Here is a 13,400-nt window from a genome sequence, read left to right as displayed (position 1 = left end):
ATTTAATCTCTATATATCCTCACACTCTGAACTATTCCAAGCATTATAAAACTAATAAGTAATGAAGTCCCCCCATAACTCATAAGCAATAACGGTTTTCCTGTTACTGGCATTATTCCCATCGTCATTCCCACATTGATTACAAAGTGAAAAAAGAAAATCCCTGCTATTCCATAACAAACAAGCCTTCCAAATCTATCACTAGTAGTTTCTGCTATATACACTATCTGCATAATTAGAAGAAAATAAAGTCCAAAAAGCAAAACCCCTCCTAAAAAACCTCTCTCTTCTAAGAATACTGAAACTATAAAGTCAGTATGAGCTTCTGGAAGAAATCTCAACTTACTCTGACTACTATTCAAAAATCCTTTTCCATAAAGCTCTCCAGAACCAATAGCTATCATAGATTGAGTTACATTCCAACCACTTCCTAGCAAATCTGCCTCTGGATTTAAAAAGGTAAGTACTCTCTGTCTCTGATAATCTTTTAAAAGAAAAAAATAAGCAAAAGGAACAAAAGCCACTCCACTAAGCCCTAATATTATAATAGTTTTCCAATCCAATTCATACATAAAAATTATAACACTAAAAGTCATAAGTATTATAAGGGTTGTTCCTAAATCTGGCTGTTTTAAAATAAGTAATAAAACTGGTGCTATATGTGCTACTGCTATTATTACACTTTTTATTCCTACTAATCTATCTTTAAAATGTATAGATAGGAAAGCAGATAGAGTTATAACTACTAAAACTTTTCCAACCTCTGAGGGCTGTATACTCACTGGTCCTAAATCTATCCATCTTTGAGCTCCTAGCCTACTTACCCCCAGGGCAAAAACTGAAAGTAACATTAAAATATTTAATAAATATAACACTTTATAGTATTTTAAATATTTTTTATAATCTATCATTGTTACTACTAAATATGCTATTAGACCTATTACTGTCCAAATGCTCTCTTTTATATAAAATGATGATGTTCTTGAAATAGTTGCACTATATATTGTAGAGATACTTATACAAACTATCAAAAGTGCATTTAAAACAAGAAAGTTATTCATCTTTTTCAATCTTTTAAAAAGAAGTTTTATATCTCTACTATTTTTCATCTGCTACCTCTTATTTTCCAGTGTGCCCAAATCCTCCAGCACCTCTTTCAGTTTCATCTAAGCTTTCTACAACTTCAAAATCCATCTGTGCCACTTTATTTAATACAAGCTGTCCTATTCTCTCTTGAGGTTGAATTATATATTCCTCTTTACTAAGATTAATAAGAATAACTCCAATCTCTCCTCTATAATCACTATCTATTGTTCCAGGTGTATTAGCCATACTGATACCGTGCTTTAATGCAAGTCCACTTCTTGGTCTTACTTGTACTTCATATCCCTCTGGTATTGCCATTTTTATCCCTGTTGGAACTAATACTCTCTCTAATGATCCTAAAACTATTGGCTCAGAAATATTTGCTCTAACATCCATTCCAGCTGAACCAGATGTTTCATATTTTGGAAGAGTAACTCCCTCAGATATTAAAACTTGTACTTTAACTTTTTCCATCTCTATTTCTCCTTATACATTCCCTAAAATTGTCCATGAATAATATTTTTCATCAAAAATAACCTTAGCTGTTTCTTTAATATCATCTAAAGTTATTTTCTCTATGGAATTGATTATCTTATCTATATCTATTACCTCTCCATATAATAGATAAGAGTTTGCCATTCTATTCATTCTTCCTTTACTTCCCTCTAAGCTAAATGTAAGCATACTTAAGAATTGATTTTTAGATTTTTGAAGCTCGTAAGCTGTTATTCCATTCTCTCTTATATCTTCAAACTCATCTCTTATTATATCTATTACATCACGATAACTTTCATGAGTAGTTCCTGCATACACAGTAAAAACTCCACCCTCTAAGAAAGCACTTGAATATGTATAAACAGAGTAAGCTAGCCCTCTCTCCTCTCTAATCTTTTGGAAAAGTCTTGAACTCATATTTCCACCTAATACACTAGAGATAATAGCTGCTGGATATTTCATCTCATCTACAAGGCTTACACCTTTAGTATTAAAACATAGATGAACTTGGTTAGTATCTCTAACTATTTTATTTTCTCCACTGTTAATAGTGTAATTATTATCTATATTTCTCTCTACAGGATAATCTTCTAACTTTCCAAATCCTTTTTCTAGCATCTCAAATAACTTATCACAATCCATCTTCCCAGCTACTGAGATAACTAAATTAGAAGCTCTATATTGATCTTTAAAATATTTTACAAATCTATCTCTATCTATTCCATTTAAACTCTCTATTGTTCCTAATACACTATTTGATTGAGTTCCTGTTACAGCAAATTTTATATTCTCATCGTGGATAATTTCCTCTGGAATATCCTCATACATTCTTATCTCTTCTATTATTACATTTCTCTCTTTTTCAAGATTTTCCTCTGTAAAAGTAGAGTTGGCAAACATATCTGAAAGTATCTCTACTCCCTTTTCTATCTTGTTAGATAACATTTGAATATAATAACAAGTTGTATCTCTACTTGTGTAGGCATTTATCATTCCCCCCTCATTATCTACCTCTTCAGAAATATCTTTAGCAGTTCTGTTAGTTGTTCCTTTAAACATCATATGCTCTATATAGTGAGATACTCCACTCTCCTCTGGATATTCATCTCTTGAACCTGTCTTTACAAATATTCCTAGACTTATAGTATTTATACTATCTATATTATCCATAAGTACAGGTATTCCATTACTAAGTTTTCTTACCTCTATACTCATCAATTCACTCCATTCTATATTATTTAATACTCTGCTTTATTTAACAGATATATTCCTACTACCAAAAACATTATATTAGGAATCCATCCTCCTACAAATGGATTTAAAAATCCATTGGCACTAAGAGCTTCAAAAGAAGCTTGTACAACATAATATCCGTATCCTAGCAGTACACATATTCCTAAACTCACTGCTGAAGTTCCTCTTACATATCTTCCTCCTAGTGCAAGCCCTAAAAATGATATTACAAAACTTGCAAATGGGAAAGAGTATCTATTTCCTAACTCCACTAAAAGCTCTCTAGTATCTCCACCAATACTCTTCATCTCTCTAATAGTCTTTTTTAAATCTTTTATAGTAAGAGTTCTTGGCTCAACAGTAAGAGTTATAAAATGCTCTGGATTATCTCCATATTTGCTATCTGAGAAAAATTCCTTTGTTTCTGGCTTTTTATTATCATCTCCATAGTAGATATTTACATCTTTTAACATCCATACTTTTTTGCCAAAATTATATCTTCCCTCTGGGGCTGTTATTATTCTCTCTATTTTATCAAAACTTTTATTTAAATCTACTATCTCTATATTTTCAGCAAATCCTGTCTCTCTATTTACCTTTTGCATAAGATATATATAGTTAGAATCCTCTCCTCTTAAAAAGGCATTTCTTTTTTCTAATGGAGCTACTCTTTTTTGTACCTCACCACTTCTCAAATCTCTATTTATTTTCAAAGAGATTGGGTAGAGAGTATCATTTACAAAAAACACTACTCCAGATATTATAGCTGATATTATAATAGGGAATAATACTATCCTTCTAAATTTTATTCCAGAAGTTTTTAGAGAGATAATCTCTAAATTTGAAGCCATACTACTTATAGTCATCATACTTCCTAATAGTACCGCTAATGGTGCTACATCTATAAAAGTTCTAGGAAGAAGTGTAATTATGTAGTAAACAGCATCTCCTGGAGTAAATCTACCATCACTTAGATATTTTACCACTCTAAATAACTGACTTACTATAAATATTCCCATAAAAGCCATCAAACTCAACATAAAGGATTTTATAAAATTTTTACTAATATATTTATCAATAATCTTCACTATATCACCTCTGCCTTTTTCTTATACATAAATAGTGTCAATAAGAAAAGTATCACATTTGGTATCCATACTCCTATAAAAGCAGGAATAATACCTTTTGTTGCCATTACCATTCCAACATTTAAACAAGTGATATAAGAAAATATTACTATTAAACTCAAAGCAAAATTAGCTCCCTTTCCACTTCTGTGATGCCCTATTGATAAGAATACTCCTAGCAATGACAACATCATAGTAGAAAATGGAACTGCTAATTTTTTATTTATCTCTACCTTATAAGGAATCTTCTCTGCAGGAGTTTTATCTTTCATCTCTTTTAGAAGAGTTCCTATTCCCATAGCCTCTATATCTTTTACTTTTACCTCTATCTCACTAAAATATGCAGCTAGCGGTATTCTTTTTTCATCAAATTCTCCTCTTAAAACCTCTTTTCCCTTATCATTGAAGTTATAAAACTTTGAATTTATAAGTACCATAGCTGAGTCTTTCCAATATGCTTCCTCTCCAACTATCACAGTAGGAAATGGTTTATCTTCAGCTTTTTGGAATATTAAAATTCCTTTTGCCTTTTTCTCCTTTCCTTCCATTCTATCTATATATAGATTGTACTCATCAACCTCATCTATAAACGTTTTCTCTTTAAGTTGGAATACAGGATTTTCATAGGCTATCTTAGCTGTTAAGAATTGTAATTTTGCTACAGATCTTGGAATAATACTCTCTTGTAAGAAAAATATAAAAAGAGTAACACAGCAAGCTGCTACAAATATAGGTTTCACTATATCTCTTAATGACATACCAACAGCACTCATAGCAGTAGCCTCACTTGTTCTAGTAAATTTTGAAAAAGTTAACATTATCCCTAGAAACATTCCCATTGGTATAGTTTGTGAAAGTATAGGAGGTAGATAGAAAGATAAAATTCTCATTACATCTATGATAGATATTCCCTTTACTATTATATTTTCCATCATAGCTACTATGATATCTATTAAAAATATAAAAGTAAATAGAGAAACTCCAAAGATAACAGGTATTTTTATCTCATTTAAAATATATTTATCTATAAGTTTCATATATCTCTCCTAAAAAATCTTATTCATATACTTATCTATTAATTTTTCATTTTTTACAGCATCTAATTTCTCTTTAAATACCTTTGGAATATACTCCTCTATAAGTGGTGCCACTTTTAACATTGTCTCTGCTGCTCTACTATTATTTCCATATTTTTTTATCTCTGGAAGTAAATCACTTGTAAAGTTAAATATAAAAATTACTACTAGAGCTAGGACAGCTCCTTTTGCTGCTCCTATTATCCCACCTAAGATTCTCAATACAAACCCCTTTGTCAATCCTTCCATAATATTTTTTAGGAAATGTAATATTAATCCTATCACAATATATACAGCCCAAAACATAACTATATAAACTATAAAATAATTAGTATCATTTGATTTAAGATTTAAAAATTGTATTAGTATTGGAGTAAAATATCTAGCTGCTATAAAATTGATTACTAAACCAAATACTGATAAAAACTCTACAAATAAACCATTTTTTAATCCATCTAAAATTGCTAAAATCAATACCACTAATATAATAATATCTAAATACATAGTTACCCCTTTTTAATTATTAATTATTTTCACCCATAATGCCTTTAAGTATAAAGTTTCTGGAACATGTAATATCCATGGGTGGTCTTCTGGCTGATAGTTTATTCCTATCACTTGTAAAAGTTTTCCATTTTTAGAAGCTGCCATTCTTGTTACCTCTATTAAATCTTGAAGAGATATATGATAAGCACAAGTAATTACCCCTAATATTCCTCCATCTTCTAAAAGCTTAAAGCTATCATCACATAGGTCAAAGAAAAAATCTCTTCCCTTATGAATATCAGCCTTTCTCTTAATTAAAGATGGTGGGTCTAATGTAATTACATCATACTTTTCTCCTCTTCCTACAAGAGTTTTAAGAAGTAAAAAAGCATCTCCTTCCATAGTTGTATAATTTCCTTCAAACCCATTTAACTCATAATTTTCTCTACATAGCTCAAGAGCATGAGGCTCTTTGTCTATGGCTACGACCTTTTTACAATTCTCTTTTAAAGCAGCCATAGAAAATCCACCACTACTAGAAAATACATCTAAGAATCTAGTGTCTTTATTTAAATACTTTCTAATAAATTTTCTAGAATCTCTTTGATCTAAGAAAAATCCTGTCTTTTGTCCATCTATAATATCTATTCCATACTTAAGTCCATTATCCTCCATAATAACTCTTTCTGGAATCTCTCCAAAGATAATTCCTGTCTTTTGCTCTACTCCCTCATGAGTTCTATTTTCTACGTCACTTCTTTCATAGATTCCCTTTGGTTTCATAACTTTTTTAATAGCATTTATTATCTCTTGTCTAAATCTTTCTACTCCAGAATTTCTAAATTGTACTGCTACATATTTATCAAACTTATCTATTATAAGTCCTGGAATCCCATCTCCCTCTGAGAAAAATGCTCTTATACAGTTTGTTTCATTATATAGGTGCTCTCTCTTTTTATAAGCACTTCTTATTTTATTTAAGATAAAATCTTTATCTATCTTTTCATCTTTTGTAGTAAGTACTCTCACATAAGCAGATGTAGAGTCAGTTACATATCCTCTTCCTACAAATGTCATATCCTCAGTGCAAACATCTACTACATCTCCATTTTCTATCTTTCCTATTATACTTTTTACTTCATCTTTAAATACATTGGGATAAAAGTTTTGAATCTTTTTCTCTTTTCCCTTTTGTAAAATTATCTTAGCCATCTTCACTCCTTATCTCGCTATTAAATATGGTTTTCCATTCTCTTTATATACCCTATATACTCTTCTACCTATCCCTGTAAGTATATCCCAAGAACACTTATGTTCTATATTTATCTCCTCTATGATATCATCTCTCACTACAATTACCTCTGTACCAAGAGATATTTTATCCTTTATGGACTCTGGTATTTTTACCATACACATATCCATACATATCTCTCCAATTATTGGACATTTTTCCCCTTCAATAATAACATAGCTTTTATTTGAAAACTCTTTCTTTATTCCATCTGCATATCCCATTCCAATAGTAGCAAATGTTTCCCCTTTATGAAGTACATATTTTCTTCCATATGAGATAAAAGAATCATCTTCTACTGTTCTTATTGATAAAATCTTTGTTTTTACACAAAATACTCTCTTTAAATCTTCTACTCTATAATTAGCTATCATACCATACATGCATATTCCAGCTCTTACAATATTTCCACTAATCTCTTCATTAAATCTCAAAATACCTCCACTATTTAAAATATGAAGATATTTTACCTTATCTTTATATTTTTCAAAAATTTGAAATTTTTTAATTTGAGTTTCTGTATAATCATCTGATTCTCTATTAAATCCATCTGCATCAGAAAGATGTGAATAGATACCCATAATATTTATACCATTTTCAAGACAGTAATCTACTACTCTCTCTCCCTCTTCTGGTAAAAATCCTAACCTTCCCATACCTGTATCTATCTTTATATGTATACCTACTTTTAAATTATTTTTTTTAATATACTCTATTTGTTCCCAATTTCCAACTGTTATTTGAATACTGTTTTTATCAGCTATATCCATCTCTTCAGGAAATACTATTCCCAACACTAATATTTCATCTTTTATTCCAGCCTCTCTTAATTCTAACCCTTCATCAAGACAAGCTACAGCAAAAGATTTTACTCCATGCTCTGATAGATACCTCACCGTTTCTTTTGCTCCAAATCCATAGCTATTAGCTTTGACTACTGCCATTATCTCCCTATTATTAACTTTTTCTCTTATTTTATTTATGTTAAAAATTAAATTGTCCATCTCTATTTCTAACCATGCTCTCATTTTTTTCCCTCTCTCTGCAATAATCTTACTTTAGCTATAAATTTATTTGAAAGATATTGTAACTACTCAGCTAATAACTCAAAGAAAACTCAAAGAATTGTGTAATTTATGAAGAGAAGTTAGATTAACACAGCGAAATCGAACGCTAAAAAATGCAATAAATCGAAGACTTAACCCTTGCATTTTTAGCGAGATGAACTCGTAGTTAATCAACTTCTTGGAATATGGAACAATTCTTAATTTTCTTTTAAAAATAGCTGAGTAGCTAAAAATATTCTTTAAACTAGTATTTTTTCTTTTGTTTCTTGAGTTTCTTTCTTTTGAAGCTTTTTCTCTATACCAGAGTTTCCTCCATCTCTTTTCTTCTTATCTAATAGATAAACGATTGGAGTTGCTATAAACACAGAACTATATGTTCCAGCTAATATTCCCACTAAAAGTGTCACTATAAAAGTTCTAAGTGAATCTCCACCAAAGATTAATATTGCTATTATAGCAAAAAGTGTAGTAACTGATGTATTTATTGATCTTATCATAACTTGATTTATACTCTTATCTAAAAGCTCTTCAAAAGTAAGTTTTTGTTTTGTTTTACGCTTTATATTCTCTCTAATTCTATCGAATACAACTATTGTATCGTTGATAGAGTATCCCAATATTGTTAGTACAGCAGCTATAAATGGAGTATCTACTTCATAACCTAAAAGTGATATTACTCCAATAGCTATAATTAAGTCATGTATTAAAGCTATTATAGCTCCCAATGAGAATATAAATTCAAATCTAACTGTTATATAGGCTACTATTAATACGGCACCTATTAATAGAGAATATACAGCTGAAGTTTTTAACTCCTTACCTATACTTGCTCCAACTTTTTCTACTTTATCTATATCATATTTCCCTACTGTATTTAAGCTCTCTAGTAGTGCATCTTTTTGGGCCTCTGTTAACTCTTGAGTTCTTATAATTACAGTATTTCCTTCTGATACCTGTACTTTTCTACTATTTCCACTAAGTTGAGGAATGTTTTTTGCTACATTATCTAAAACACTGTTTATCTCTGCTAGCGAAACAACTTTTTCAAATTTTATCTGTGTTAAACTTCCTCCAGAGAAATCTATTCCATAATTTAATCCTCTAGTTAAAATTACTGCAAGGGAAAGTACAACTAATACAACAGATAGCCCTAGAAATTTCTTAGTATTTTTTACTATTCCTATTTGCATATGTTTACCTCCTTTACTCCAAATAACTCTGGTCTTTCGAATTTAAATGTTTTTACAAATACTAGTAGTAGTATCTTTGTTATTGTAATAGCTGTAAACATAGAAGCTAATGTACCTATTGTTAAAGTTACAGCAAATCCTTTTACTGGTCCTGTTCCAAATGTAAATAAGATTGTTGTAATTATAAGAGTAGTGATGTTTGAGTCAAATATTGCCACAAATCCTTTGTTAAATCCTACCCCTATACTATTGATGATACTATTTCCTAATCTTAACTCCTCTTTTATTCTTTCAAAGATAATTACATTGGCGTCAACAGCCATCCCTGCTGAAAGAATAAGTCCTGCTATTCCTGGTAAAGTAAGAGTAGCATCTATAAAATTTAAAGCTCCAAAAGTAATAAGTCCAAATATAACTAATGCTATATCTGCTACTATTCCTGGTAATCTATAGAATACTATCATAAAAATACCAATTAAAGCCATAGCAAATATTGCTGCATTTTTACTTTGTGCTATTGATTCGTCTCCTAGAGAAGCTCCTACTGTTCTTGTTTCTACTATTTCAGCTTTCACTGGTAATGCTCCAGCATTTAATAGTGTGGCAGTAGCTTTCGCTTCTTCTACTGTATAGTTTCCTGTAATTACTCCATTTCCACTTGGAATTTCAGAGTTTATCATAGGTGCTGTTTGCACAGTTCCATCAAGAGTTATAGCTAATTGTCTACCTATATTATTTCTAGTTATTTCAGCAAACTTTATAGCTCCCTCTTGGTTCATCTCAAATTGGATTTGAGGTCTACCTAAGTTGTCATATGAAACATCTGCTTTTTTAAGAGCTCCTCCTGTAAGTAGAGTCTCTCCTAAAGTTCCATCTTCATTCATAATTCTAAACTCTAAAAGTGCTGTTTTCCCTATCATTTTTATAGCGTCCTCTGTATTACTTACCCCTGGTAACTCTATAATTACTCTGTTATCTCCAGCTTTTTGTACTACTGATTCAGCTACTCCCAATCCATTTATTCTTCTATCTAGTACCTCAATAAGTCTATCCATAGCTTCAGAATCTATGGTAACTCCCTCTTCTGGTACTGCTTCTAATACCACATATACTCCACCCTTTAAATCTAGCCCAAGTTTAGTAGGTTTTGCAAAACTCAACCATACAGCTCCACAGACTACCATTATCACAAGGAGTAATCTCATCATTAATTTTGAACTCATTTTTTCCTCCAGTGCTATTTTTTTCTGTCTAAGAAAGTTTGAAGTATTATAGCAGCTGCTACTTTATCTACTACTTTTCTCTTTTCTAATGCTCCCTTTTTATTAGTTTCATTTAGAAGTCTGTCAGCAGAAACAGTAGTAAGTCTTTCATCTACTTCAAAGATTTCCAATCCCTCAATACTCTTATTGAGCTTTTCTATGAATTCTCTTACCTTCTCAGCTTGTCTTTTTTCTGTTCCATCTAAGCTTTTTGGTATCCCTATTACAAGAGATTTTGTATTCTCCTGAATAAGTATCTCCTCTATTCTTTTTACTGCCTTTACTTTTCTTCTGTCAATAACTTCAAGGGGAGTGGCTAATATCCCCATTATATCAGATTTAGCCACACCTATTCTCACATCACCAACATCTAAGGCAACATATTTTTTAAACATTTTTACCCCTTATAATAAAGTTTTTAGAGTTTCTCTAACTTTAGCTACAGCTTCCTCTATCTTAGAAGCATCTTTTCCTCCAGCTTGAGCAAAGTCAGGTCTTCCTCCACCATTTCCTCCAGCTATTTGAGCAGCTTCTTTTACTAAGTTTCCAGCTTTAACCTTTCCTATTAAGTCCTTAGTTACTCCTACAGCAAATACAGCTTTATCCTCTCCAGAAGCAAGTACAACTACACAACTTCCTAGTTTATCTTTTAAAGAGTCAACCATTTGTCTTAACTCTTCAGCTGTTTTATCTTTGAAAGTTTTTATTACAACTTTTACTCCATTTATCTCTTCAGCAGCAGCATTTAATGAGCCAGCTTCATAGTTAGTTATCTTAGCTTTTAATGTCTCTATCTCTTTAGAGTTCTCTCTTAAAGTTTCAGTCATCTTCTCAACTCTTTCAACTACATTAGCCTCATCAGATTTTACTGTCTTAGCTATCTCTTTAAGAGTTCTCTCCATTTTCTTAACTAATTCATAAGCTCCAAGTCCTGTAACTGCCTCTATTCTTCTTACTCCAGCAGCTATTCCACTTTCAGACTCTATTTTGAATAATCCTATCTTAGCTATATTATCTATATGAGTTCCTCCACAAAGCTCAATAGAGAAGTCGTCTACTTTTACAACTCTTACTACATCTCCATATTTATCTCCAAATAGAGCCATAGCTCCCTCTTTTTTAGCTTCGTCCATACTCATATTTCTTACTGTTACACATAGAGATTCAGCTATTTTTTCATTTACTAAATTCTCTACTTTTTCAATCTCTTCAGAAGTCATAGCTTCATAGTGGTTGAAGTCAAATCTTAATCTTTGTCCATTTACTAATGAACCAGCTTGTTGTACATGAGTTCCAAGTACCTCTCTTAAAGCCTTGTGTAGTAAGTGAGTAGCTGTATGGTTTTTAGCAGTAGCAAGTCTATTCATCTCATCTACTTCTAATAGATACTCCTCTCCCTCTTTAGCTTCTCCTTTTACTATTTCAACTGTATGAGTAAATATTCCTTTTTGTTTTTGAACATCTACTACTTTTCCTTCAAATCCATTTCCAGAGATAACTCCTATATCAGCAGTTTGTCCTCCAGACTCTCCATAGAAAGGAGTTGTATCAAATATCATAAGAGTTTTTCCATCTTTTCCCTCTCTGATACTTAATAATTTAGCTGTCTCTTTTAAAGTTTCATATCCTACAAAGTTAGTAGCTCCATATTTATCATAGAACTCTTCAATAAAGCTATCTTGTCCTTTTTCCATTACAACTTCTCTAGCTGCTCTTGCTTTCTCTTTTTGCTCTTCCATCTTAGCTTCAAACTCTTCTCTTGAAACCTCTACACCTTTCTCTTCACATATCTCTTCAGTTAATTCATATGGGAATCCATAAGTGTCATATAATCTAAAAGTTATATCTCCAGAAAGTTTCTTTCCACCTTCTGATTTTACTTTTTCTATCTCTTGGTTTACAAGTTGTATTCCTTGGTCAAGAGTACGAGAGAATTTCTCTTCCTCTATCTTAACTACTTTTTTGATGTGCTCTAAGTTGTCATTTAAATCTGGATAAGCTTCATTCATCATCTCTACAACTTTATCTACCATCTTATATAGGAATAGTTCTGATTGTCCTAATAATCTTCCGTGTCTTACAGCTCTTCTTAAGATTCTTCTTAATACATATCCTCTTCCTTCATTAGATGGGATTACTCCATCATTTATTAAGAAAGTAACTGCTCTTGAGTGGTCAGTTATAACTTTTAAAGAAAAGTCTTTTTCTTTGTCCTCTCCATATTTAGTATTAGTTAATCTTCCAGCCTCTTCTACTAATGGGAATAATAAGTCTGTTTCAAAGTTGTTAGACTTACCTTGTACCATAGCTGTAACTCTCTCTAGTCCAGCTCCAGTATCTATATTTTTCTTAGGTAGTGGCTCTAATGATCCATCTTCCATTCTATTCCACTCTGTAAATACTAGGTTCCAAATCTCTATGAAACGGTTATCTGTTCCCTCATCTCCAAGCTTAGAGTTCTCATCACCACCATAAGCTGGTCCTAAGTCCACGTGGATTTCTGAACAAGGTCCACAAGAACCTGTTGGTCCAGCTGCCCACCAGTTCTCATCTTCTCCAAGTCTTACTATTCTCTCTTTAGGAAAGTTACACTTCTCTATCCAAATTTTTTCAGCTTCATCATCTGTTGTAAATACAGATACCCATAATTTGTCCTTATCTAATCCTAATACTTCTGTTACGAATTCCCAAGACCAAACTATTGCTTCCTCTTTGAAATAATCTCCAAATGAGAAGTTTCCTAACATTTCAAAGAAAGTATGGTGTCTAGCTGTTCTTCCAACATTTTCTAAATCGTTAGTTCTAATTGATTTTTGATAAGTAGTTACTCTTGGATATGGAGCTTCCTTTTGCCCTAAGAAATATGGTTTAAAAGGTACCATTCCTGCAACTGTTAATAAAAGTGTTGGGTCATCTGGAATTAGAGATGCACTTTCAAAATGTTTGTGATTTTTCTTTTTAAAGAATTCTATGAACTCTTTTCTGATTTGATTTCCTGTTAACATAGTTCCTCCAGTTTGTTTCTATTTTCAAATTAAATTTTTTCCTCTGTTATCTTAAATATAATTAATTTTCAAAAATTGTGGA

The 13,400-nt window shown here is 31.5% G+C and carries 12 protein-coding genes; all 12 read right to left on the bottom strand.

Translation table 11 applies throughout. The features are described from left to right. Positions 1 to 2: 2 nt before the first annotated feature. Positions 3 to 1,109: a rod shape-determining protein RodA gene (rodA, locus tag FMAG_RS11200; protein WP_005886756.1), complete on the bottom strand. Its 1,107-nt coding sequence runs from the start codon at positions 1,107 to 1,109 to the stop codon at positions 3 to 5. A gap of 10 nt (positions 1,110 to 1,119) precedes the next feature. Then, on the bottom strand, positions 1,120 to 1,560 hold the full coding sequence (gene dut, locus FMAG_RS11195; RefSeq protein ID WP_005886754.1) for a dUTP diphosphatase: 441 nt from the start codon (positions 1,558 to 1,560) through the stop codon (positions 1,120 to 1,122). Positions 1,561 to 1,572: 12 nt separating this feature from the next. Beyond that, the gene (locus tag FMAG_RS11190; RefSeq protein ID WP_005886750.1) at positions 1,573 to 2,796 is read right to left on the bottom strand and encodes a M16 family metallopeptidase; all 1,224 of its coding nucleotides are present in this window, start codon (positions 2,794 to 2,796) and stop codon (positions 1,573 to 1,575) included. Positions 2,797 to 2,819: 23 nt separating this feature from the next. Next, positions 2,820 to 3,902, bottom strand: a complete 1,083-nt coding sequence (locus tag FMAG_RS11185; protein WP_005886748.1) for an LptF/LptG family permease — start codon at positions 3,900 to 3,902, stop codon at positions 2,820 to 2,822. Further along, complete coding sequence (locus tag FMAG_RS11180; RefSeq protein WP_005886746.1) at positions 3,902 to 4,978, bottom strand: LptF/LptG family permease; 1,077 nt, start codon at positions 4,976 to 4,978, stop codon at positions 3,902 to 3,904. The genes FMAG_RS11185 and FMAG_RS11180 overlap by 1 nt, the downstream gene beginning before the upstream one ends. Positions 4,979 to 4,987: 9 nt before the next feature. Beyond that, positions 4,988 to 5,521 (bottom strand): CvpA family protein, encoded by a 534-nt coding sequence (locus FMAG_RS11175; protein ID WP_005886744.1) that lies wholly within the window; start codon positions 5,519 to 5,521, stop codon positions 4,988 to 4,990. 12 nt (positions 5,522 to 5,533) lie between these two features. Beyond that, a complete protein-coding gene (locus tag FMAG_RS11170; RefSeq protein WP_005886742.1) occupies positions 5,534 to 6,715 on the bottom strand; it encodes a class I SAM-dependent rRNA methyltransferase in 1,182 nt (393 codons plus the stop codon). 9 nt (positions 6,716 to 6,724) lie between these two features. After that, on the bottom strand, positions 6,725 to 7,822 hold the full coding sequence (gene alr, locus FMAG_RS11165; protein WP_005886740.1) for an alanine racemase: 1,098 nt from the start codon (positions 7,820 to 7,822) through the stop codon (positions 6,725 to 6,727). A 278-nt stretch (positions 7,823 to 8,100) separates the two neighbouring features. Further along, positions 8,101 to 9,051, bottom strand: a complete 951-nt coding sequence (gene secF, locus FMAG_RS11160; RefSeq protein WP_005886739.1) for a protein translocase subunit SecF — start codon at positions 9,049 to 9,051, stop codon at positions 8,101 to 8,103. Then, positions 9,042 to 10,274, bottom strand: coding sequence for a protein translocase subunit SecD (gene secD, locus FMAG_RS11155; RefSeq protein WP_005886737.1), 1,233 nt, complete (start codon positions 10,272 to 10,274; stop codon positions 9,042 to 9,044). Before secD ends, secF begins: the two co-directional genes overlap by 10 nt. Before the next feature lie 14 nt (positions 10,275 to 10,288). Continuing rightward, positions 10,289 to 10,708, bottom strand: a complete 420-nt coding sequence (gene ruvX / locus FMAG_RS11150; protein WP_005886734.1) for a Holliday junction resolvase RuvX — start codon at positions 10,706 to 10,708, stop codon at positions 10,289 to 10,291. A 9-nt stretch (positions 10,709 to 10,717) separates the two neighbouring features. Then, positions 10,718 to 13,318, bottom strand: a complete 2,601-nt coding sequence (gene alaS, locus FMAG_RS11145) for an alanine--tRNA ligase (RefSeq protein ID WP_005886733.1) — start codon at positions 13,316 to 13,318, stop codon at positions 10,718 to 10,720. Positions 13,319 to 13,400 lie beyond the last annotated feature (82 nt).

The organism is Fusobacterium mortiferum ATCC 9817 (assembly GCF_000158195.2).
Taxonomy (GTDB): domain Bacteria; phylum Fusobacteriota; class Fusobacteriia; order Fusobacteriales; family Fusobacteriaceae; genus Fusobacterium_A; species Fusobacterium_A mortiferum.
This window is presented reverse-complemented; position numbering and strand designations above follow the sequence as displayed.

Bases quoted from the DNA above. Each gene is read 5' to 3' on its own strand.
- rodA (WP_005886756.1), bottom strand. From the start codon at position 1,109: ATGAAAAATAGTAGAGATATAAAACTTCTTTTTAAAAGATTGAAAAAG.
- dut (WP_005886754.1), bottom strand. From the start codon at position 1,560: ATGGAAAAAGTTAAAGTACAAGTTTTAATATCTGAGGGAGTTACTCTT.
- FMAG_RS11190 (WP_005886750.1), bottom strand. From the start codon at position 2,796: ATGAGTATAGAGGTAAGAAAACTTAGTAATGGAATACCTGTACTTATG.
- FMAG_RS11180 (WP_005886746.1), bottom strand. From the start codon at position 4,978: ATGAAACTTATAGATAAATATATTTTAAATGAGATAAAAATACCTGTT.
- FMAG_RS11175 (WP_005886744.1), bottom strand. From the start codon at position 5,521: ATGTATTTAGATATTATTATATTAGTGGTATTGATTTTAGCAATTTTA.
- FMAG_RS11170 (WP_005886742.1), bottom strand. From the start codon at position 6,715: ATGGCTAAGATAATTTTACAAAAGGGAAAAGAGAAAAAGATTCAAAAC.
- alr (WP_005886740.1), bottom strand. From the start codon at position 7,822: ATGAGAGCATGGTTAGAAATAGAGATGGACAATTTAATTTTTAACATA.
- secF (WP_005886739.1), bottom strand. From the start codon at position 9,051: ATGCAAATAGGAATAGTAAAAAATACTAAGAAATTTCTAGGGCTATCT.
- secD (WP_005886737.1), bottom strand. From the start codon at position 10,274: ATGAGTTCAAAATTAATGATGAGATTACTCCTTGTGATAATGGTAGTC.
- ruvX (WP_005886734.1), bottom strand. From the start codon at position 10,708: ATGTTTAAAAAATATGTTGCCTTAGATGTTGGTGATGTGAGAATAGGT.
- alaS (WP_005886733.1), bottom strand. From the start codon at position 13,318: ATGTTAACAGGAAATCAAATCAGAAAAGAGTTCATAGAATTCTTTAAA.